General features: G+C 71.0%; 16 protein-coding genes. 10 read left to right on the top strand and 6 right to left on the bottom strand.

Features of this window, described 5'->3' with window-relative positions; all coding sequences use genetic code 11:
• Positions 1 to 72 precede the first annotated feature (72 nt).
• The 10 genes from QRX60_RS08485 to QRX60_RS08440 all read left to right on the top strand — a co-directional run bounded on the left by QRX60_RS08485 (position 73) and on the right by QRX60_RS08440 (position 14,830).
• Positions 73 to 1,428, top strand: a complete 1,356-nt coding sequence (locus QRX60_RS08485; RefSeq protein ID WP_286000221.1) for a GumC domain-containing protein — start codon at positions 73 to 75, stop codon at positions 1,426 to 1,428.
• Complete coding sequence (locus tag QRX60_RS08480) at positions 1,425 to 3,182, top strand: Wzz/FepE/Etk N-terminal domain-containing protein (RefSeq protein WP_286000220.1); 1,758 nt, start codon at positions 1,425 to 1,427, stop codon at positions 3,180 to 3,182. The genes QRX60_RS08485 and QRX60_RS08480 overlap by 4 nt, the downstream gene beginning before the upstream one ends.
• Positions 3,183 to 3,218: 36 nt before the next feature.
• Positions 3,219 to 5,123, top strand: coding sequence for an asparagine synthase (glutamine-hydrolyzing) (asnB, locus tag QRX60_RS08475; RefSeq protein ID WP_286000219.1), 1,905 nt, complete (start codon positions 3,219 to 3,221; stop codon positions 5,121 to 5,123).
• Entirely contained in the window at positions 5,120 to 7,297 is a 2,178-nt protein-coding gene (locus QRX60_RS08470) for a bi-domain-containing oxidoreductase (RefSeq protein ID WP_286000218.1), read from the top strand. Before asnB ends, QRX60_RS08470 begins: the two co-directional genes overlap by 4 nt.
• Before the next feature lie 109 nt (positions 7,298 to 7,406).
• Entirely contained in the window at positions 7,407 to 9,353 is a 1,947-nt protein-coding gene (locus QRX60_RS08465) for a heparinase II/III family protein (protein ID WP_286000217.1), read from the top strand.
• 9 nt (positions 9,354 to 9,362) lie between these two features.
• The gene (locus tag QRX60_RS08460; RefSeq protein WP_286000216.1) at positions 9,363 to 10,886 is read left to right on the top strand and encodes a right-handed parallel beta-helix repeat-containing protein; all 1,524 of its coding nucleotides are present in this window, start codon (positions 9,363 to 9,365) and stop codon (positions 10,884 to 10,886) included.
• A gap of 1 nt (position 10,887) precedes the next feature.
• On the top strand, positions 10,888 to 12,141 hold the full coding sequence (locus QRX60_RS08455) for an O-antigen ligase domain-containing protein (protein ID WP_286000215.1): 1,254 nt from the start codon (positions 10,888 to 10,890) through the stop codon (positions 12,139 to 12,141).
• Positions 12,138 to 13,313: a glycosyltransferase gene (locus QRX60_RS08450; RefSeq protein WP_286000214.1), complete on the top strand. Its 1,176-nt coding sequence runs from the start codon at positions 12,138 to 12,140 to the stop codon at positions 13,311 to 13,313. The genes QRX60_RS08455 and QRX60_RS08450 overlap by 4 nt, the downstream gene beginning before the upstream one ends.
• The gene (locus tag QRX60_RS08445; protein WP_286000213.1) at positions 13,310 to 13,957 is read left to right on the top strand and encodes a phosphatase PAP2 family protein; all 648 of its coding nucleotides are present in this window, start codon (positions 13,310 to 13,312) and stop codon (positions 13,955 to 13,957) included. Before QRX60_RS08450 ends, QRX60_RS08445 begins: the two co-directional genes overlap by 4 nt.
• 258 nt (positions 13,958 to 14,215) lie before the next feature.
• The gene (locus QRX60_RS08440) at positions 14,216 to 14,830 is read left to right on the top strand and encodes a maleylpyruvate isomerase family mycothiol-dependent enzyme (protein ID WP_286000212.1); all 615 of its coding nucleotides are present in this window, start codon (positions 14,216 to 14,218) and stop codon (positions 14,828 to 14,830) included.
• Here QRX60_RS08440 and QRX60_RS08435 read toward each other — a convergent pair.
• The 6 genes from QRX60_RS08435 to QRX60_RS08410 all read right to left on the bottom strand — a co-directional run bounded on the left by QRX60_RS08435 (position 14,817) and on the right by QRX60_RS08410 (position 21,224).
• Positions 14,817 to 15,431, bottom strand: a complete 615-nt coding sequence (locus tag QRX60_RS08435; RefSeq protein WP_286000211.1) for an HAD family hydrolase — start codon at positions 15,429 to 15,431, stop codon at positions 14,817 to 14,819. The two genes, QRX60_RS08440 and QRX60_RS08435, sit on opposite strands and share 14 nt — an antisense overlap.
• 165 nt (positions 15,432 to 15,596) lie before the next feature.
• The gene (locus tag QRX60_RS08430; RefSeq protein WP_286000210.1) at positions 15,597 to 17,078 is read right to left on the bottom strand and encodes a right-handed parallel beta-helix repeat-containing protein; all 1,482 of its coding nucleotides are present in this window, start codon (positions 17,076 to 17,078) and stop codon (positions 15,597 to 15,599) included.
• A 153-nt stretch (positions 17,079 to 17,231) separates the two neighbouring features.
• Entirely contained in the window at positions 17,232 to 18,548 is a 1,317-nt protein-coding gene (locus tag QRX60_RS08425) for a glutamate-1-semialdehyde 2,1-aminomutase (protein WP_286000209.1), read from the bottom strand.
• 5 nt (positions 18,549 to 18,553) lie between these two features.
• Positions 18,554 to 19,102 carry a dTDP-4-dehydrorhamnose 3,5-epimerase family protein gene (locus QRX60_RS08420; protein ID WP_286000208.1) on the bottom strand — a complete coding sequence of 183 codons (549 nt, stop codon included), beginning with the start codon at positions 19,100 to 19,102 and terminating at the stop codon, positions 18,554 to 18,556.
• Entirely contained in the window at positions 19,099 to 20,283 is a 1,185-nt protein-coding gene (locus QRX60_RS08415) for a polysaccharide pyruvyl transferase family protein (protein ID WP_286000207.1), read from the bottom strand. Before QRX60_RS08415 ends, QRX60_RS08420 begins: the two co-directional genes overlap by 4 nt.
• Positions 20,280 to 21,224 (bottom strand): glycosyltransferase family 2 protein, encoded by a 945-nt coding sequence (locus QRX60_RS08410; RefSeq protein WP_286000206.1) that lies wholly within the window; start codon positions 21,222 to 21,224, stop codon positions 20,280 to 20,282. Before QRX60_RS08410 ends, QRX60_RS08415 begins: the two co-directional genes overlap by 4 nt.
• Between the last annotated feature and the right edge of the window lie 5 nt (positions 21,225 to 21,229).

Here is a 21,229-nt window from a genome sequence, read left to right as displayed (position 1 = left end):
AAAGCTCGCGGCTCGACGACGGATCGGGTAACCGGCCGATCATGTGAATCCGTTCGGCGTACCCGCTCAGGAATGGAGATACCGCCGTTGACTGACGACACGGTGCGCCTGGCCCTGATCGGGCAGGTCCTCAGACGGCGCTGGCGGCTGCTGATCGCCCTCGCCGTCCTGGGCGCGGCGGTCGGCGCCGGCGCGTCGGTGCTCTTCTCGCCCGGCTACCAGACCTCGTCGAGCGTGCTACTCCAAGGACCGCGCCAGGCGGACGAGCTGCTCACCCAGGCCGAGGTCGCGACCAGCTCGGTCGTCCTCGACCGCGCCGCCGCCGTGCTGCCGTGGCACCCGAGCGGCGCCGACCTGAAGAAGCAGGTCACCGCGTCGGTGGCGAACGGCAACGTCGTGACGATCACCGTCTCGGCCGACACCGCCGAGCACGCCCAGCAGCTCGCCGACCAGGTCGCGCAGCAGTTCGTCAAGTACTCCGGCCAGCTGGCCAGCAACTCCGCGGACGCGTCGGTGCAGCTGGCCCAGGAGCAGCGCGAGTCGTTGCGCCAGCAGGTCCAGCTGACCACGCAGAAGATCAGTGACCTGGCCAAGTCCGTCGGCGGGGACCTCACGGTCGAGAGCGTCCAGGTCCGTACGCAGCTCGAAGGCCTGCGGACGTCGCTGGAGCAGGCGATCAACGACCTCAACCAGGCCGACCTCGCCACGGGCATCGGCAACACCGTGGTGCTGGGGCCGTCCGAGCGTCCGACCGGGCCAGCCGCCCCGACGATGCTCCAGCTCGTCGCCGGCGGCGCGGTCCTGTTCTTCCTCGCCGGCGTGTTCGGGCACCTGTTCGCCGCGCGCTCCGACCGGCGGCTGCGGGGCGAGCCGGAGATCGCTTCGGCGCTCGGCTCGCCGATCCTGGCCGGTGTCGACGTCACGACGCCGCAGGGCGACCGCCTCCCGGCGACCGGCTTCTACGGGAAGGTGCGGCGGCTGCTCGGCGGTGACCGGCCGTGGGTGCTGCCGCCGATAGAGACCTCGGCCGACGAGGTCAACCGCGGCATCCGCTACCGCCGGGTGCTGGCCCGGCTGGCCACCGGCCCTGCCGACGTGCTGGTGCTCGTGGCCGAAGACGACGAGACCGGCAAGCTGGCCGCCGGGCAGCTCGCGCAGCTGGCCGACCGGCTGTCCGTGCCGCTGCGGACCTTCGAGTTCGTGGCCGGACGGCCGACGGTGCCCGACGCCGGCCCCGGCTCCGGCGTCCTGGTGGTGCTCAGCGCCGGCTCCCGCACCGCGTGGGAGCTCGTCCGGCTCGCCGAAGCCTGTGCCGACGCGGGCCAGGAGGTCGTCGGCGCGGTCCTCACCCATCCCGTCCGGCCGTCCGGGCCGGAGGCCGAACCCGTGGCGGAAGCCCCCGAGAAAGCCCTGGCAGGTTCGGCGTGACCACACCCACGGAAACCGCCCCCCTCATCGACCTGCAGCGCCTGTTCGTCGCGATCCGCCGTCGCCGGCGGCTCTGGCTGGCCACGGCGCTGCTCGGCCTGATCGCCGGGGCGCTGGTGGCGATCCTGCTGCCCGCGCCGCCGACCGCGGTCACCAAGGTGATCGTGGTCCACCAGGACGACTCGCCGACCGACAGCGGCACGCTGATGCGCACCGACGTCGCCGTGCTGTCGACGACCCAGATCGCCGAAGGCGCGCTGAAGAAGATCAACAGCACCGAGTCGCCCGAAGAGTTCATGAAGAACTACGCCGGGCTGGGCCTGACGAACAACGTCATGCAGATCACCGTCAAGGCGAAGAGCAACGAAGAGGCCGTGGCGCAGGCGAAGGCGCTGGCCGACACGTTCATCGCCGACCACGTCCAGCGCAGCCAGGCCGCCGCGGCCGCGCAGTCCAAGGCCATCCTCGACCAGCGGAAGAACGCCCAGGACGAGCTGGCCAAGGTCGACCAGCAGATCTCCGACGAGACCGGCAAGGGCCGCAACGCCAACGCCAGCACCCTCGAGGGCCTCTACGGCCGCCGCGCGGCGCTCGCGTCGCAGATTTCCGACTTCGACTCCCGCGCCCAGCAGGCCGGCATCGGCAGCCCGCAGGTCGCCGCGGGCACCCAGATCGTCGACGCGCCCCGCGCGCTGCCGAAGGCGTTCCTCAAGACCACCGCGACCAACGGTGGCATCGGCCTCGCCCTCGGCCTGGCACTGGGCCTCGCGATCGCCGCCGTCGGCGCGGTGTCGCGCGACCGGCCGGTGCTGCGCCGCGAGATCTCCACGCACCTCGGTGCGTCCGTGCTCGCCCAGCTGCCGTCGAAGCGCCGGGGCCCCGCCCGGCTGTGGCAGCGCTCGCGGGCGGTGTCCGAACGCCAGCGCGTCGCGACGACGCTGGTGCGCGCGATCAAGAAGGACGAGCACGGGGTTTCGCTGCTGGAGCTCGGCGCCCCGAAGATCGCCGCCGCGCTCGCCCTCGACATCGCCGGGGAGCTCGCCGCCGACGGCAAGGCGAGCGTCCTCGACGACCTGCCGGGCGAGGACGTCCGCAAGCTCGCCACCGAAACGCACAGCGAGATCACCGTCGTCGGTGCCGGCGACCCGGACGCCGGACCGGACGAGCGCCGGGTCGGTGTCGGCACGGTCTCGCCGGGCACGGCGTGGACGGATCTGGAGCACCTCGGCAAGGAGACCGTGCTGGTCGTCAAGGCCGGGCACGCGAACACGCTGTGGCTGCACACCGTCGCGCGGCAGCTCGCCGACCAGCAGATTCCGATCGTCGGGGTGGTGCTGGTCGACCCGGACCCGCGCGACAAGTCCGACGGCACGCTGTGGGACGGCCTGCACACGGCCCTGCGCGGCCGCGCGAAGGCGGCCCCCGCCCCGCACCGCGTTCCGGTCGTCGAGCACGACGACCGCATCGACGAACTGGCCGCCCGCATCGCCGAGCGCGTCGCGGTCGCGGAGCCGCCGACGCGGCGGATCGCGCCGGTCCGGCCGGTCGTCCCGCCGCCGGCCAAGCCCCCTGCGCCGCTGCCGGAGCCGGGCAAGGTGAGCGTCGGAGACCACCTGGACGCGCCGACGAAGAAGTTCGCCCCGGTCAAGCCGCCGAAGCGGCCGACGCCGTTCAAGCGCGACCACGGCGAACCGGCGCACAAAGGCGAACTGAACGCCGAGCTCGAGCCAGAAACGAGCGCGGAGGTCTCCTGACCTCTGCGCGCCGCTACCGAAGGGGACCTTCTCGAGATGTGCGGCATCGCAGGCACCTACCTCTGGCCGGACGGCGGGCCGCTCACCGACCGGCTGACCAAGACGCTGGCCCACCGCGGGCCGGACGGCTCCGGCCGCTACGAGCACCGTGCCGGCACCGGCGAGGTCCACCTGGGCCACCGGCGGCTCTCGATCGTCGACCTGACCGAGACCGGCGCCCAGCCGATGGTCCTCGACGGCCTCGCCCTGAGCTACAACGGCGAGCTGTACAACGCGCCCGAGCTGCGGACCGAGCTGGCAGCCGCCGGCGTGCGCTTCCGCGGCACGTCCGACACCGAGGTGCTGCTGCAGGCGTGGCGGCGCTGGGGCACGGACTGCCTTCCCAAGCTCCGCGGGATGTTCGCCTTCGCGCTGTTCGAGGAGGGCACCGGCGAGCTGTTCCTGGTCCGCGACCAGCTGGGCATCAAGCCGTTGTTCTTCGTGCGGCGCAACGGCGGGGTCGCCTTCGCCTCCGAACTGAAGGCGCTGGCCGGTGAGCTCGGCGGGTCGCTGCAGGTCGACAACGCCGCGCTGATCGCGTCGCTGCTCTACTACTGGGTGCCCGACAGCCGCTGCGCCTACCAGGGCGCGGAGAAGCTGCAGCCGGGCACGTGGCTGCGCTGCCGCCCGGACGGCCAGGTCGACCGCGGCCGGTTCTGGTCGCTGCGCGAGGTCGCCGAGGAGGGCGCGGCCTTCGACGGCGAGGTCGACCTGCACGAGGTGATCGCCGAGTCGACCGCCAAGCACCTGATCTCCGACGTCCCGGTCGCGACGTTCCTGTCGGGCGGCCTGGACTCCAGCTACCTGACGGCCCTGGCCGCGCGGTCGCAGCCGGGGATCTCCGCGTACACCATCGGGTTCCGCGCCGAGGACGCCAAGTTCGAGGCCATGCCGGACGACCTCAAGTACGCCCGGATCGTGGCGCAGCAGTTCGGCGTCGACCTGCACGAGATCGAGATCGCGCCGCAGGTGCTCGACCTGCTGCCGAAGATGACCTACCACCTCGACGAGCCGATCGGCGACCCGGCGGCGATCAACTCGTTCCTGATCTGCTCGGCCGCGCGCGACGCCGGCGTCAAGGTGATGCTGTCCGGGATGGGCGCCGACGAGCTGTTCGCCGGGTACCGCAAGCACCTCGCGAACCTGATCGCCCTGCGCTACCACAAGGTGCCGGGCGCGGTCCGCCGCCCGATGGAGTCCCTGGTGGACCGGCTGCCGGTGGCGTCGGCCAAGCGCGGGTACCGGTCGGTGCGGTTCGCGAAGCGGTTCCTGTCCTTCGCGGGACTGCCCGAAGAGACGGCGTTCCGGCGCAGCTACACGATGTACGACCGGACCGAGCTGATCGACCTGGTGAACCCGGACCTCGCGGCCGACGTCGACTCCGTCCTGACCGAGCACGCCGACACGTACCACGACCAGGCGCTCGACGACTTCGTCAACCGCATGTGCCTGGCCGACTCGCGGATGTTCCTGCCGGGGCTGAACCTGACCTACACCGACCGTTCGACGATGGCCGCGTCCACCGAGGTGCGGACGCCGTTCGTCGACGTCGAGGTGGTGCGCGCGGCGTTCAAGATCCCGGGGAACAAGAAGATCGTCGGCCGCGCGGGCAAGGTGGCGCTGAAGAACGCGGCCCTGAACATCCTGCCGAGCGAGATCGTGCACCGGCCCAAGGGCCTGTTCAGCGCGCCGCTGCGGGCGTGGATGAGCCGCGACCTGGCGCCGCTGGTGCGCGAAGTCGTCAACGAAGGCGTGCTCGTGGAGTCCGGGTTCCTCCGGCGTGAAGCGCTGCAGCGCATGGTCGCCGAGGACGCCGCCGGCCAAGAGGACCGCGGCAAGCACCTGTGGCACGTCTTGACCCTCGAATACTGGTACCGGAACGCATTGGCGGGAGCGAAGTGAAGCAGGTAGTCCAGAACTACAAGAGCGGTGAGCTGGCACTGCTGGAGGTACCGGAGCCCGCGTGCAAGCCGGGTGGCGTGCTGGTGCGGACGGTGTACTCGCTGATCTCGACCGGTACCGAGATGATGAAGGTGTCCGAGGCCAGCATGTCCCTGGTGGGCAAGGCGAAGGCCCGCCCGGACCAGGTCGCGAAGGTGATGCAGAGCGTCGCCACCAACGGCCTCTCGGCGACCTACCGCAAGGTGACGTCCAAACTGGACTCCTACACCCCGCTCGGCTACTCGCTCTGCGGCATCGTCGAGCAGGTCGGCGACGGCATCACCGACGTCGCGGTCGGCGACCTCGTGGCCTGCGCGGGCAACGAGCACGCGCTGCACTCCGAGCTGAACTGGGTGCCCAAGAACCTCTACTCGCGCGTGCCCGCCGGGGTCGACCCGCGGCACGCGGCGTTCGGCACCGTCGGGTCGATCGCCATGCAGGGCGTGCGCCGCGGCGAGCCGCAGATCGGCGACGTCGCCTTGGTCATCGGGCTCGGCCTGATCGGGCAGCTCGTCGTGCAGCTGCTGGCGTCCTCCGGCGTGCGCGTCGTCGGCGTCGACCCCGACCCGGAGCGCTGCAAGCTCGCCGAGAGCCTCGGCGCGCTGACCTGCGCGCACCCGGCGTCGGGCATCGTCGACACCGCCGTGGACGAGCTGACCCACGGCGCGGGCGTCGACCAGACCTACCTCGCCGCCGGCGGAAACACGAACGACCCGGTGGAGCTGGCCGCGAAGCTGTCGCGCGACCGCGGCCGGGTGATCGACATCGGCAAGTGCAAGCTCGACCTGCCGTGGAACGCCTACTACGAGAAGGAACTGGACGTCCGGTTCTCCCGCTCGTACGGCCCGGGCCGCTACGACCCGTCGTACGAGCTCGAGGGCCGCGACTACCCGATCGGCCAGGTCCGCTGGACCGAGCGCCGCAACCTCGAGTGCGTCCTCGACCTGATCGCGCGCGACCGCCTCGACGTCGAGCCGCTGATCACGCACGTCTCGGACTTCTCCGAAGCGGTTTCGACGTACAAGGCGCTGAACGAGGGCGAGCTCAAGGCCGTCGCCGTGCTGTTCCGGTACCCGGACGCGGTAGCTCGGACGGAGCCCGTGGTCACGTCCGCGCGGGTCGGGCTGGTCGAGCACAAGGCCGCGCCTCTCCCGGCTGGGCAGCCCGTGCGGCTCGGCTTCATCGGCGCGGGCAACTACGCGTCGTCGATGCTGCTGCCGCACCTCGTCGAGCGCGACGACGTCCAGCTCAAGCACGTCGCGACGACGTCGGCGCTCTCCGGCGCCAACGCACGGCGCAAGTTCGGCTTCGCCGACGCGTCCACCGACATCGACAACGTCCTCGGCGACTCGGCCATCGACGCCGTCTTCGTCGTGACGCGGCACAGCTCGCACGCCGAGCTGACCCGCCAGGCGTTGCTGGCGGGCAAGTCGGTGTTCGTCGAGAAGCCGCTGGCGCTGTCCCCGGAGGAGCTGCAGAAGGTCCTCGACGCGATCGAGGAGTCCGGCAACGACCGCCTCCAGGTCGGCTTCAACCGCCGGTTCGCGCCGCTGCTGCACGAGGCCCGCAGCCAGTTCGGGCCGCGCGTCGGCCCGGCGACCGTCCGGTACCTGGTCAACGCCGGCCGCCTCGACCACGGCAGCTGGTACAACCAGACCGCCACCGAGGGCTCCCGCTTCGCCGGTGAGGGCGGGCACTTCATCGACACCGTGAGCTGGCTGCTCGACGCCGACCCGGTGTCGGTGTACGCGACCGGGGATCTCCAGGTGACCCTCGGCTACCCGGACGGCTCGACGGCCGTCATCACCTACGCCGAGACCGGCTCGTCCGGCTTCCCGAAGGAGACGCTGGACCTCACCGCCGACGGCAAGGTGCTCAAGTTCGACGACTTCGTGCGCGCGGCGGTGTACTCGCGCAAGAAGTGGGCCAGCTCGCGGATCCCGAAGGGCCGCGACAAGGGGCAGGCCGCCGAGGTGGACGCGTTCCTGTCCGCGGTGCGGACGGGTGGCCCGATGCCGATCCCGGTGGCGTCGCTGGCCGCGACGACGCTGGCCACGCTCGCCGCGCAGGCGAGCGTCTCGAACGCGGCGCCGGTCCGCATCGAGCTGCCGAGCAAGGCGGGTGCCCCGGCATGACGAGTGCGGGTGTCGGTCGCGCCGGAGCTGCCGAGAGAGGCGGGTGCCCGGCCATGACGCGTGTGAGGGTGGTCCGGCTGGAGCTGCCGCGAGAGGCAGGAGCCCGGACATGATGGGACCCGGCTGGTACCTGCGCCGGCTGTCCCGGATGGGGCCGGCGGAGGTCGTCGGCCGTGCACGGCACGCCGTCGTCCAGCGGCAGTGGCGGAGCGCGCTGCCCACCCCGCCCGACTGGCCGTCGCACCCGCGCTTCACGGCCGCGCTGCCGGAAGGCGTGCTGGGCAAGGTGTCCGGTGAGGCCGTCAAGCGGCTGCTGGCCACCGCCGACGAGCTGATGGCCGGCCGCGCCGAGTACTTCGGCGTGGTCCGCTCGGACCTCGAGTCGCCGGACTGGTTCCTCGACCCGAAGACCGGCCGCCGCGCGCCTTCGGACGTGTACGCCTTCGACGTGCCGTACCGGTCGGAGGACACGGTCGGCGACATCAAGCAGATCTGGGAGCCGTCGCGCCACCAGCACCTGACCGTGCTGGCCGCGGCGTACGCCTTGACCGGGAATTCGGACTACGCCTCGCGCGTGGCCGCGCACCTCCGTTCGTGGTGGGCGGAGAACCCGCCGCTGCGGGGGCCGCACTGGGTGAGTGGCATCGAGCTGGGCATCCGCCTGCTGTCGTGGGTCTGGACGCGCCGCCTGCTCGACGGCTGGGCCGGTGCCGCGGAGTTGTTCGAGGACAACCCGGACTTCCAGCTCCAGCTGTGGCACCACCAGAACTGGCTTTCGACCCTGCGCAGCCACGGCTCGTCGGCGAACAACCACGTCATCGCCGAGGACGCCGGGCTGCTGGCCGCGGCGTGCGCGTTCGGCTGGTTCCCGGAGTCGCCGCGCTGGCGGACCGAGGCCATGCGGTCGCTGGACATCCAGCTCGGCCGCAACACCTTCGACTCGGGGCTGAACGCCGAACTGGCGTCCGAGTACCACGGCCTGGTGCTGGAGCTGGGGCTGGCCGCGGCGGTCGAGGCCGACGCGGCGGGCACGCCGGTACCGGATTCGACGTGGGACGTCTTGCTCCGGATGACCGACGCGCTGGCGTCCATTGTGGACAACCGGCTCCGGCCGCCGAGGCAGGGCGACGCCGACGACGGCTTCGGCCTGATCGTCGACGGTCTCGAGACCGACCGCTGGGCGTCGCTGCTGGCGACCGGCGAAGCGCTGTTCGGGCGCCTCGACTGGTGGCCGCCGATCCCGGCCGAGGACGTTCGCACGCCGCTGTTGGCTTCCCTCGCTTCGCGCACCCCGCGGGCCTCTGGTGTCCGCCCCGGCCGCCGTCCCGCGCACCTGCGGGACGCGGGCATGACGATCCTGCGGTCGGGCCGGATCTGGGCCCGCTGCGACGGCGGGCCGCACGGCTTCCTGTCGATCGCCGCGCACGCCCACGCGGACGCGCTGTCGGTGGAGGTCCGCCACGACGGTGTCGACATCCTGGCCGATCCGGGCACCTTCTGCTACCACGGCGAGCCGCGGTGGCGGTCGTACTTCCGGTCGACGCTCGGCCACAACACCCTCGAGCTGGGCGGGACCGACCAGTCGGTGTCCGGCGGCCCGTTCCTGTGGACGCGGCACGCGGTCACGAAGGTGCTCGACGTGCGCACGCCCGACGAAGGCCCCTCCCGCTGGACGGCGGCCCACGACGGGTACGCGCCCGCGGTCCACCGCCGCACGGTCGAGCTCGACGGAGACGTGCTCAAGATCGTCGACGAAGTGCTCGGCGACACCGGCCCGGCCGCGCGCCTGGCATTCCACCTCGGCCCGGCGGTCACCGTCCGGCTCGAGGGGAACGTCGCGCACCTGAGCTGGCCGGGCACCTCCACCGGCTCCGTGGCCCCGGTGCACACCGCCGTCGTGGAACTGCCGCCCGAGTTGTCGTGGACGGCCCACCGCGGTGAGATCGACCCGCCCCTCGGCTGGTACTCCGCGGGCTTCGGCCGCAAGGAGCCCTCGACCACCCTCGTCGGCTCCGGCCCCGCCGGACTCCTCGCCACCCTGCTCCGCTTCAGTTAGGACCCGCCCGTGACAGCCCGCCGCTCCCGACTCCGCCGTGCCGCCCCGCTGCTCGGCGTCCTCCTCACGGTCGCGGCGTGCTCCAGTGGCCCGGACACCACCGGCCCGGCCCAGGCGACCCCGGCGCCCAGCGGGTCGGTCGCGGCGGTCTGCGACAAGGAACCGGCCGGCCCGGCGACGGCCCCGGCGGGCGCGGTCGTCGTCGACCCGGCGGTGCCGGGCGACCTCGCTGCGAAGACGCGCTCGGCCGGCCCCGGCACGACCTTCTGGCTCAAGCCGGGCAAGCACATCCTCGGCGACGACAAGTACGACCAGGTCTCGCCCAAGGACGGCGACGCCTACATCGGTGCCCCCGGCGCGGTCGTCGACGGCCGGAAGATCAACCAGTACGCGTTCACCGGCCACGGGGCGAACGTGAAGCTCACCTACCTGACAGTGCAGGGCTTCGCCGCGCCCCGCGACGAAGGCGTGGTCAACCACGACTCCGGCGACGGCTGGGTGATCGAGCACTCGACCATCCAGGACAACGACGGCGCCGGCCTGATGGCGGGCGCGCGCCAGCAGGTGCGCGGCAACTGCCTGCGCCGCAACGGCCAGTACGGGATCAACGCCTTCTCCGGGGCCACCCCGATCACCGCGCTGGTCGTCGAGGGCAACGAGATCGCCGGCAACAACACCGGCGACTGGGAAGCGAAGGTCGACGGCTGCGGCTGCACCGGCGGCGTCAAGTTCTGGGACGTCAACGGCGCCGACGTGCGCGGCAACTGGGTGCACGACAATCACGGCACCGGGCTGTGGGCCGACACGAACAACAACGACTTCCTCATCGAGGGCAACCTCATCGAGGACAACGACAGCGCTGCGCTGATCTACGAGATCAGCTACAACGCGATCATCCGCGACAACACGATCCGCAAGAACAACTGGGTCGACGGCCGCAGGTACGCCGACAAGGGCGACAACTTCCCGACCCCGGCGATCTACATCTCCGAGTCCGGTGGCGAGCCGCGGATCAAGGCGCGGACGGCGAAGATCGAGATCTCCCGCAACTACCTGGAGAACAACTGGTCCGGGATCACGTTGTGGGAGAACGCCGACCGGTACTGCAACAGCCCGGCCAACACCTCGTCCGGGGACTGCACCCGGCTGGTGCCGAACGTCAAGACGTGCGCGGACCCGGCCATCGCGAGCGGGCCGCTGCTGAGCGACTGCCGCTGGAAGACCCAGCACGTCGACATCCACGACAACAAGTTCGTGCTGGACCCGGCCGTCGTCGGCTGCCAGGCGTCGTGCGGCCGGATGGGCCTGCTCTCGAACTTCGGCAGCTACCCGGACTGGTCGCCGTACAAGGGTGACGTGGTCCAGGAGGCGATCACGTACAAGCAGGACAACCGCTGGCACGACAACAGCTACGCCGGGCCGTGGACCTTCATCGCGTACACGACCGACCGCATCCTCGAGGTCGGCGAGTGGGAAGGCTCGCCGTACTCGCAGGACACCGGCAGCACGTACACCGCACAGGCCGGGGGCTGACATGGCGGTGCACACCGGCATCGCGGGCATCCGCGGCGACGCCGCGGCCGAGCCCGCGTCGGCGACGCCGAAGTGGGCGGGCCTGGCGTGGGCGCTGCTGATCATCAACACGCTCGGCTCGACCGGCGCGAAGACGGTCATCCCGCTGCCGCGGTCGGTCAGCCAGCTGGTCACCATGGGCGCGCTGATGACGGCGTTCGTGATCGCGCTGGTGCTGAACAAGCACCTGCGGATCCGGCCGAGCGCGTACCTGCTGCTGCTGACGCTGCTGCTGGTGTCGAGCATCCTGTCCAGCGCCGACCTGCAGGAGGGCGCCGGCGCGCTGTTCCGGTGCTTCCGGCTCACGGTGTTCATCTCCACGCTCTGGTTGCTGACCCGCTGGTGGGACGGCGGGTTCTCGTTCGTCCGCTCCCACATCCGCACGTACACCGTCGTGCTCGCGTCGGTGGCGATCGGCCTCGTGATCTCGCCCGGCAACGCGATGCCGGAGGAGTACGGCGGCCGGCTCTCGGGCGCGATCTGGCCGCTCACACCGCCGCAGATCGGCCAGTACGCGGCGGTCATCGCCGGGCTCACGCTCCTGCTCTGGTTCGGGCGCCGCACGACGTGGCGCAACGCGATGGTCATCGTGGTGCCGGTGCTGGGCCTGCTGGTGCTCACGCACACCCGCACGGCGACGCTCGGCCTCGTCGCCGGGCTCGCGGTGGCCTTCCTGTCGATGCTGCTGACCAGCGCCCGCGCCCGGAAGGTGTTCGCGTGGACGGTCGGCATCGGCGGGGTCGCCGGCGTGGTGCTGGCGGGCGCGCTGCAGGCGTGGTTCCTCCGCGGGCAGAGCGCGGACAACTTCTCCAGCCTGACCGGCCGCGCGAAGGTGTGGGACGCGCTGCTGGAGGCCCCGCGGACGACGGCGGAGTATATCTTCGGGGTCGGGCTGACGGACAAGTCGTACGACGGCCTGCCGATCGACAACAGCTGGCTCGCGATCTACCACGAGCAGGGCTTCGTCGGGATCGGGCTGGTGGCGGGGTTCCTCCTCACGTTGGTCGTGGTGGCCGTGCTGCGGCCGCCGTCGCTGGCTCGCGCGTGCGCGATCTTCCTGATCACCTACTGCATTTCGGCCTCCTACACCGAAGCCGGCCTCGGCGACGCGTCGCCGTACCTGCTGCACCTGGCCCTGGCCGCATCGCTGCTGGTCCGCGGGGTGCCGCAGTCCGACGAACAAGCATTCATCCCGGCGAAGGGGACAGGCACGTGAAGGTGCTCGTGGTGCACAACCGGTACCGGTCCGAGCAGCCGAGCGGCGAGAACAACGTCGTCGACGCCGAAGTGACGCTGCTCGCCGAGGGCGGGCACCAGGTGTCGCTGTTCGAACGCCGCAGTGATGACATCGCGTCCATGCCGCTCCCTCGCAAGGCCGCGGTGCCGCTGGCGGTGCCGTGGAACCCGGCGGTGCGGAGGGAGCTCGCCGCCCGGCTGCGCGTGTCCCGCCCGGACGTCGTGCACATCCACAACACGTTCCCGCTGCTGTCGCCGTCGGTGGTCGCGGCGTGCGCGGACGCGGGGGTGCCCGCGGTCGCGACGCTGCACAACTACGGGATGGTCTGCCCACCCGGCACGCTCCACCGCGACGGCCACATCTGCACCGAGTGCGTCGGCGGCTCACCCCTGCCGGCGGTGAAGCACGGCTGCTACCGCGATTCGCGCGTGGCGACGCTCCCGATGGCGGCGAGCACGGCCGCGAACCGGCGCCGGTGGTGGACGGGCGTCGCGCGGTTCTTCTGCATTTCGGCGGCTCAACGTGACCTCCTGGTGTCGGCCGGGATGCCCGGCGAGCGGATGGCGGTGAAGCACAACTTCGTCACCGACCCCGGCGTCCGCCGCACCGGCGACGGCAAGCACGTGCTGTTCCTCGGCCGCGTCACCGAGGAAAAGGGGGTCGGCCTGCTGATGCGGGCGTGGGACCTCCTCGGCGGCGACCTGGGTGTCCCGCTGGTCATCGCCGGTACGGGTCCGATGCAGGACGAGGTCGCGACCTGGGCGGCCGGCCGCGCTGACGTCTCGTACGTCGGCCTGCAGAACAAGGCGGAGTGCCGGGCGCTGACGGCCGACGCGGTGGCAGTGGTGGCGCCGTCGACGTGGCTGGAGGCGTTCGGCCTGGTGGTCGTCGAGGCGATGGCCGCCGGGGTGCCGACGGTGGCGGCGTCGCACGGCGCCTTCCCGGAGCTGGTGGAAGACGGCGTCACCGGCTTCCTGCACCAGCCGAACGACCCGGCTTCGCTCGCGGACCGGCTGCGGGCGGTGGCCGGCGACTGCAACCGCGAGATGGGCGACGCGGCTCGAGTCCGGTACGAGAAGGACTTCACGCCGGAGGTCGGGCTCGACCGGTTGATCGCCGGATACGAGGCGGCGATCGAGGCGCGCGGGTGAGGCAGCAGGTCCGGACGGCACCCGCGGCCCTCCCGGCCGTGTTGCGCGCCCCCCTGGCCATGATGGCCGCCCTGGCGACGGCGGTGCTGGTCGCGCTGGGCATCTTGCACTTCCACGACTCGGGGTTGACGGGGCTCGACGCGGCGGTGCTCCCGTCGATCGACGGGGTCCGGCCGCCGTGGCGCTACGTGGCCCTGGTCTTCGACTTCGGCGGCGAGCCGCTGGGGTCGACGATCCTGGTCGCGGTGATCGCGGCGGTGTGCTTCCTGGTCCACCGCATCCGCGCGGCCGTGGTGACGGTGCTCGGCGTGGTGGTCACGGTGGCGGTGACGACGGTGCTGAAGCCGATCGTCGGCCGCACCATCCATGGCGAGTTCCTTTCTTATCCGAGTGGTCATACGGCTATGGCCACCGCGCTGGCGTTGGTGATCGCGCTGGTGCTGGCCGACCGGCTGGGTCTCGGCCGGGCGGCCGCGGTGGTCGTGGTCCTGGGACTGGCTCTGGTGGCCGGGGTGGCGATGGGATGGGCCGAGGTGGCCCTGGGTGCGCACTACCCGACGGACGCTGTGGGTGGGTTCTGTGCCGCGCTGGCTGTGGTCCCGGCAACGGCATGGCTGGTGGATCGCGTGGCCGCGCGGTTGTGATGCCGGGACAGCGGCTGCCGCTTGTCGCGACAGCAGGTTTGGTGGGCGGTGAAGCGGGTTCGGTTGGCTGACGGATCTCCGCCGGTGCTGTCGGTCGCACGGCCTTCGCGGCCGGTGCGGGAATCCCGGCGGTGCTGTCCCGGCCTCGCTCAGCCCGGCCTCGGGAGTTCGGCGGGTTGCATTTCGTCGCGTGGTCTCGGTGTCGGTCCGGACGGCTCGCGTTCGTCGGTGGGGTGACTACCTGCGAAGGAGAGGCCGATGATCCAAGACCTGATCGCCGCCGAACGGCGGGAGCTGGCCGCCGTGCTCGATGAGCTGGCACCGGCTGCCTGGGAGTCGCCGACCTTGTGTGCCGGTTGGCGGGTACCCGAGGTGGTGGCCCATATGACGATGCCCTTCCGGTTCTCTACCGGGCGGTTCGTGCGCGAGCTGGTGAAGTCCGCGGGCCGCTTCAACCGGATGGCCGATCGGGTGGCTCGCCAGGAAGGCGCCGAGCTCTCCCGGGAGGCCTTGATCGCCTCGCTGCGCGACAACGCCGACCACCCGTGGCAGCCGCCCGGTGGTGGACCGGAGGGGGCGCTGAGCCACGACGTGATCCACGGCCTCGACATCACGACCGCGCTCGGGCTGGATCGCCGCGTGCCCCCGGAACGGCTGGAAGTGGTTCTCGGTGGGGTCAAGCCGAAGCAGGTGAAGTACTTCGGCACCGACCTGACCGGCGTCTGCCTGCGTGCCGACGACCTCGACTGGTCGTACGGCACCGGGACTCCGCTCACCGGCCTGGCCCAGGACCTGCTGCTGGTTCTCTGCAACCGGTGTCTGCCGGCGGGACGTCTTCGGGGAGAGCCGAGCGCGCGCTTCACCACGGTCTGAGCTCCTTCCGCAAGGCGTCCATTGTGGACAGTCGGGCCGTGCCGTACTGCAGTGCCTGCAGTCCGGCGGCGCGCGCGGCCGAGACGTTTTCCGCACGGTCGTCGATGAGCAGGATCCGGTTCGGTGCCACGTCGAGGCGCCGGCTCAGGATCGTGAACGCTTCGGGAGCCGGCTTGCGCACTCCGAGGTCGCCGCTGACGAACCAGTCCGTCAGGTACTCGCCGAGGCCGAAGCGTTCGCGCAGGAGCTTCGACCACTCGCTGACGTCGTTGCTCAGGCAACCGAGCCGCACGCCGGTGGTGTCGAGTTCGGCGAGGACCGCGACCACGCCTTCGGTCAGGCGGTGGTTCCGGCAGTACTCCTCGTCCGATGCGCCGGCCGCGCCGGCCGTCGCCCAGAAGTCCGCGGAGGACATCTTGCCGAGGCTGCATTCCTGGTGCAGCTGGGCGATTTCCTCCCTGCGCAGCACGCAGCCGTGGGTGCGGAGATAGGGCACGAGCAGGTCGCCGACATCATCGGCGGAGGAGTAGAGGACGCCCATCGCGTCGAACAGGACGACGTCGATCGCGTCGCGGTCGAGGGGTGCGGGGATGGCGGACATGTCTCCGACGGTACCGAACACTTGTGCGAACGCCATCGCTGAAACGGGTGAAGTGCACGGTCCGAAATCTTCCGTTCGCGACTTTTCCCTTGGGCAGCAAGGAAATCCGCGATCGAAGACAGAGGTTGCGCCGAAAAGTGTCGGACCCCCTCGGCAAGCTCCCGATCAGCAGCCGGCGGTGCCACCGTCGAACGAAGAACACTCGTCCTGCGAGTAGGGCGCAGCCCGCCAACCCGCAGCGTCGACCGTCCTGGAGGTGTCATGCACGACGAAGGCCCACGGCCCGGAGTAGGAGTTGTCGTGCCACCGGTTGCCCTGCCGGAAGGTGATCGCCTCCTCCACGACGGTTCCCTTGTAAGGGGACCAGTCCGGGAAGGTCCCGTAGTTCGACAGGAGTGCCATCCGCCCGCAGAGGCTCGTGCAGCCGACCCGCCCGGGATCGAACCGGAAGGTGTTCCCGTGGATCTCCACGCGCTGGGTCTTCCAGCGGCAGTCGTCGTACGCCGGGGGAGTCGCGATCGTGCCGGCCGCGCACGAAGACGTCGAGGCCACCTTGGTGCAGTAGCCCGAAGACGTGTTCGCCGGGCTGGTGCAGAAGCGGTCGGCGTTCTCCCACAACGTGATCCCGGCCCAGTTGTCCTCGAACGTGTTCCCGCTGATGTCGACGGCCGCCGTGCGCGCCGGCACACGCGCCTCGCCGCCCGACTCCGACAGGTACACCGTCGCTGCCGGGAAGTTGTCGCCGCGCGACGCGAACGCACGGCCCTGCACCAGGGTGTTGCCGCGGAACGTGTTGGCGCGCAGCACGAGGTTGTAGCTGGTCTCGTAGAACAGCGCCTCGGCGTCGTTGGCTTCGAACAGGTTGCCCTCGACGAGGAAGTCGTTGTTGTTCGTGTCGGCCCACAGGCCGGCGCCGTGGTTGCCGTGGACCCAGTTGCCGGTGATGTCGGCGCCGTTCACGGCCCAGAACTTGGCGCCGCCGCTGCACCCGCAGCCCGGCACCTTGGCCTCCCAGTCACCGGTGTTGTTGCCGGTGATCTCGTTGCCGTCCAGCACGAGCCCGGTGATGCCGTCACCGGGCTGGTACGCGTTGAGCCCGTACTGGCCGTTGTTCCGCAGGCAGCTGTGCCGGACGACCTGGCGCGCGCCGGCCATCAGCCCCGCGCCGGCGTTGTCCTCGATGGTCGTGTTCTCGATGAGCCAGCCGTCGCCGGAGTCGTGGTTCACCACGCCCTGGTCCTGGAGCGCGGCGAACCCGCGGATCGTGAGCCCGTGGAGTTCGACGTCACGGGCCCGCTGGGTGAACGCCGCGTGGTTGACGCCGCGGCCGTCGACGACCGCGCCCGGCGCGCCGAGGTACACGTCGCCGTCCTTCGGGGCGACCTGGCCGTACTGGTCGGTGCCGAGCGTGTGGGTGCCGGGGCGGAGCCAGAACGTCGTGCCGGGCGGGTTCGCCGCCGTCTTGGCCGAGAGGTCCCCGTCGACGCCCGGATCGACGGGGACGGCCCCGGGAGGCGCTTCCTCGTGCTCCGCGGGCTGGTGGTCGCACACCGGCCCGGGCCCGTCGGCGGCCCGCGCGATCGCCGGGCAGGCCACGGCGATCAGGAGCGAGCAAGCAGCGACGAGAACCGGACGAGATCTGCCCATGGCAGGAAGTTACGCACGTGCGAGCCGGAAAACAGTCCCCCTCACGTGTCCTCATCGGACCCAAGGGGTGAATCCGGCCCGTCCGTCGAGCGGGCGGCGTGCGGCGAAGGCCGGCCGGCGCGGGTTTCCCGGCCGGCCCGTGCCCGTGTCCGGTCAGGCGTACTTGCGGAACACGGGCTGCACCGGGCGCCCGCCCATCCACGGCGTCGGGTCGTTGGCGTCGAGGGCCTTGCGGTAGACCATGCAGGCCTGGGCGACCACGTCGATCGTCTTGTCGATGTCGGCCTCGGTGAGCGCGGCACTGACCACGAAGGACGGTCCGAGCACCCCGCCGCCCACCAGCTCGCGCAGGAACAGCGTCCGGTACGGCTGGGACGGCTTGAGCTGCTCGTCGAGGGTGCCGAAGACCAGGTTGCTGGAGCGTCCGCGGACGACCACGTGGTCCCCGACGCCGATCCCGGCCGCCACGTCGCGGACGCCGGCGGCGAGCCGGTCGCCGAGGGTGTGCAGCCGGGTGATGACGTCCTCGTCGCGGTAGACGTCCATCACCGCGATCGCGGCGGCGAGGGAGTGGGTCTCGGCGCCGTGCGTGGTCGAGAGCAGGAACACCCGTTCCCGGTCGGTGTGCAGCCCGCCGAGCTCCATCAGCTCCCGCTTGCCCGCGAGCGCGGACACGGCGAAGCCGTTGCCGAGGGCCTTGCCGAACGTCGAGAGGTCCGGCGTCACGCCGTAGAGGCCCTGCGCGCCGTGGGCGGACCAGCGGAAACCGGTGATCATCTCGTCGAAGATCAGCACGACGCCGTGGCGCGTGGCGAGCTCCCGCAGGCCCTGCAGGTACCCCGGCGGCGGGCCGACCGCGGCGGCCGGCTCCAGGATCATGCACGCGATCTCGCCCTCGTGGCGTTGCAGCAGCTCCTCCGCGGCCTGCAGGTCGCCGTACGGGAAGGACACCGTCGCTTCCGTCGTCTCGTCCGGGATGCCCGCGTTCATCGCCGTGGTGCCGATGAACCAGTCGTCGGTCGAGAAGAAGGCGTGGTCGGCGCACTTGGCGACCAGCTTGCGGCCGGTGGCGGCGCGGGCCAGCCGGACCGCGGCGGTCGTGGCGTCGGAGCCGTTCTTGGTGAACTTCACCATGTCGGCCGTCGGCACGTTCTCGAGGAACCGCTCGGCGGCCTCGGCCTCGATGATCGACGGGCGGATGAAGTTGCTGCCCTTGCCGAGCTCGGCCCGGACCGCCTCGAGGACCCGCGGGTGGGCGTGGCCGAGACTGACCGCTCTCAGGCCGGCGCCGTACTCGACGTACTCGTTGCCGTCGACGTCCCAGACGTGGCCGCCGAGACCGTGCGAGATGACCGGAGCCATCCCTTCGGGATACTGGTCCGAGCCCTTGGCGTAGGTGTGCGCACCACCCGGGATGACCCGGTGCAGCCGCTCGTTCGCCTCCGCGGAGCGGGGCAAGTTCGTTCCCATGGGGGTCACCTCGTTGGTTTCAACGCCTCTCCGAGAGACGGCGCGCGCTCATCCCGGTCACTGACCATTGTGACCGACAGTGGCCACGAAATGTCCAATTCAGGGTCTTTGTACGAAATTGTGATGTCTTCGGACGGATCGTGTGCGCGATCGATACGGTACGCGACATCCGAGGGATCCGTGAGTGACTGGAATCCGTGGGCGCACCCCGCGGGGATGTACACGGAAACCTGCGTCTCACCGGAAAGTTCGAATGTTTTGATGTTCCGGAACGTGGGCGAATCCGGTCGGAGATCCACGACGACGTCGAAGATCGCGCCGTGCGAGCACCGCACCAGCTTCGCCTCGCCGGCGCCGCCCCGCAGGTGCATCCCGCGGACGACCCCCTTGCGGGAGCGGGAAAGACTGTCCTGGGCGAAGCCGTCCGGGTCGATCCCGACCGACGCGACGACCTCGCGGTCGAAGGTGCGGCTGAAGAAGCCGCGCTCGTCGGAGTGCGGGGTCGGTTCGAAGAGGTACGCGCCGTGGATTTCGGGCACCGGAATGGCCTTCATCGCCCACCCCCGAAGAGGGCCGCCGAAAGGGCGGCGAACTGGTCCTTGAGCCGTTGCGCGTTCATCTGGTTCCGTTCCAGGAGCGTCTGGTGCAGTTCCGCCGAGCGGTTTTCCAGGTCGGTGAACTGCTCGACGAGCCGGTCGAAGTCGACGTCCTTCGCGCGCTGGGTGAAGGCGCCGAGGCCCATCTCCGTCATCAGCACGTCGTTCTTCGGCGCGTACCCGATCGCGACGGTCGGTTTCGCGACCTTCAGGGCGCAGAGCACGTTGTGGTAGCGCGTGGCCACCACGCTGTCCACCGCCGCCATCTCGTGCATCAGCCCGTCCAGGGTCTCCGCCGAAGCCGCCGTCACCAGCGGGGAAGCGGTCTTCTCGATGATCTCGTCGACGACCTGCCGGTCGATCCGGTCACCGATGAACAGCCGGACGGGTCTGCCCTGGTCGACGAGCCACGCGACGAACCGGTTCATCGTGTCCACGTAGTGGCGGTAGATGCGGTCGCCGTCGGCGCGGTCGTCGTTGCCGCCGTAGTAGGCCATCACGCCGATGCCGACGGTGCCCGGCGCACCGCCGGCGTCCGGAGTGGGGAGGGAGAACGCGAGGTCCGGGTAGACCTCGTCGTGGCGGGTGTCGACACCCATGGCGCGCATGGCGTCGCGGGAGATGTCGTCGCGGTAGGAGCGGTACGCGGCGAGCCGGCCCGACCAGCGGACGAGTGTCCGCGTGGCCCGCGCGCTGATCTCGTTGGCGCCGACGCTGACCAGGGCGACCTTCGTGCCGAAAAGCCGCCCCGTGGCGGAGAGGAGGAACAGCGAATACGGAAAACCCCACGGACGCAACGGAAGTGTCGCTTCGAGCACGCCCATGCCGGGCACGATGACGACGTCCTGCTTGCGGACCCAGGCGGCCGTGCGGCCGATGTCCACCAGCTTGCCGAGTCCCTTGAGCACGATGGACCGGAGGCCGGACGCCGTCTCGTACTCGGCCTGGTTCCAGTGCAGGGGCGTGGTGTCGACGCCGTACCGCTCGCGGACGACGTCCGGGCCGCCCACCAGGCCGGTCAGGACGGCGTCCGGGTGCTCGGCGCGCAGGTAGCCGAGCACGGCTTCGAGGGAACCGTCGTTGCCGAGGTTCCCCGAGCCGAGGAGGCCGAAGACGCCGACGCGCGGGGCACGCTTCACGCGAGCCTGCCTTCGCGGCCGGCCACGATCGTGTTGACCGTGGCGACGTCGGAGGCGGTCGGCGCGCGGTCCTCGACGCGCTCGCCGTGGCCGGAGCGCGCCCGGTTGGTCAGCCAGCTGCCGAGGTGCGCGAAGCACTCGCGCTTGTCGGCGGCCGAGATCGGCGCGCGGCGGATCAGGTCCGCGAACCCGTAGACGTACTCGCCGAGCAGGCGGACGGTGGGGTTCCGGAGCCGGTTCGCGCGCCGCGGGTCCAGATTCGCGCACCGGCTCCGGATGGTCGGGTTGGCCCGTTCCGCGCGGCCCGGGTGGTCGCGGCGGAAGTAGAGCAGCTCGGGCACCTGGTGGAAGGGACCGTGGAGGGCCATCTCGGCGGAGTACGTCCGGTCGGCGTGGTGGTAGCTGTCGAGCGGCTTGACGCGGCGGAGGACGTCGGCGCGGATGACGCCGTAGAAGTCGTCGCCGCCGGGCTCGAACAGGATGCTGCGGAAGCGGTCCGGGGCGTGCGGGGACGCGGTGTCCAGCGTGTACTCGAGCGGCTGGACGATGCGGCCGTCGCCGTCGATGATCGCCTGGTCGCAGTGGGCGAGGATGACGTCGGGGCGCTCGTCGAGGGCCTCGATGCACCGCTTGAGCAGGTCGCGGGCGTAGAGGTCGTCGTGGGAGACCCACTTGAAGAGCTCGGTGCGGGACACGTCGAACACGTAGTTGTGGTTCGGGGTCGCCCCGATGTTCTTCGGCTGCCGGACGTAGCGGATCCGGGAGTCCTTCTCGGCGTAGCGGCGGCAGATCTCGTCGGTGCCGTCGGTGGAGGCGTTGTCCGAGATGATCAGCTCGAAGTCTTCGTAGGTCTGGCCGAGCAGGGCGTCCAGCGACTCGGCGAGGTACTCCTCGCCGTTGTACACCGGGAGGCCGAGGCTCAGCCGCGGGACGGTGGTCATGGAGT

It is taken from the genome of Amycolatopsis mongoliensis (assembly GCF_030285665.1).
Lineage (GTDB): Bacteria > Actinomycetota > Actinomycetes > Mycobacteriales > Pseudonocardiaceae > Amycolatopsis > Amycolatopsis mongoliensis.
This window is presented reverse-complemented; position numbering and strand designations above follow the sequence as displayed.

What these genes read in the sequence shown, in the direction of transcription:
- QRX60_RS08440 (WP_286000212.1), top strand. Translation starts at nt 14,216, where the DNA reads ATGATCCAAGACCTGATCGCCGCCGAACGGCGGGAGCTGGCCGCCGTG.
- QRX60_RS08465 (WP_286000217.1), top strand. Translation starts at nt 7,407, where the DNA reads ATGATGGGACCCGGCTGGTACCTGCGCCGGCTGTCCCGGATGGGGCCG.
- QRX60_RS08435 (WP_286000211.1), bottom strand. Translation starts at nt 15,431, where the DNA reads ATGTCCGCCATCCCCGCACCCCTCGACCGCGACGCGATCGACGTCGTC.
- QRX60_RS08485 (WP_286000221.1), top strand. Translation starts at nt 73, where the DNA reads ATGGAGATACCGCCGTTGACTGACGACACGGTGCGCCTGGCCCTGATC.
- QRX60_RS08425 (WP_286000209.1), bottom strand. Translation starts at nt 18,548, where the DNA reads ATGGGAACGAACTTGCCCCGCTCCGCGGAGGCGAACGAGCGGCTGCAC.
- QRX60_RS08420 (WP_286000208.1), bottom strand. Translation starts at nt 19,102, where the DNA reads ATGAAGGCCATTCCGGTGCCCGAAATCCACGGCGCGTACCTCTTCGAA.
- QRX60_RS08410 (WP_286000206.1), bottom strand. Translation starts at nt 21,224, where the DNA reads ATGACCACCGTCCCGCGGCTGAGCCTCGGCCTCCCGGTGTACAACGGC.
- asnB (WP_286000219.1), top strand. Translation starts at nt 3,219, where the DNA reads ATGTGCGGCATCGCAGGCACCTACCTCTGGCCGGACGGCGGGCCGCTC.
- QRX60_RS08455 (WP_286000215.1), top strand. Translation starts at nt 10,888, where the DNA reads ATGGCGGTGCACACCGGCATCGCGGGCATCCGCGGCGACGCCGCGGCC.
- QRX60_RS08430 (WP_286000210.1), bottom strand. Translation starts at nt 17,078, where the DNA reads ATGGGCAGATCTCGTCCGGTTCTCGTCGCTGCTTGCTCGCTCCTGATC.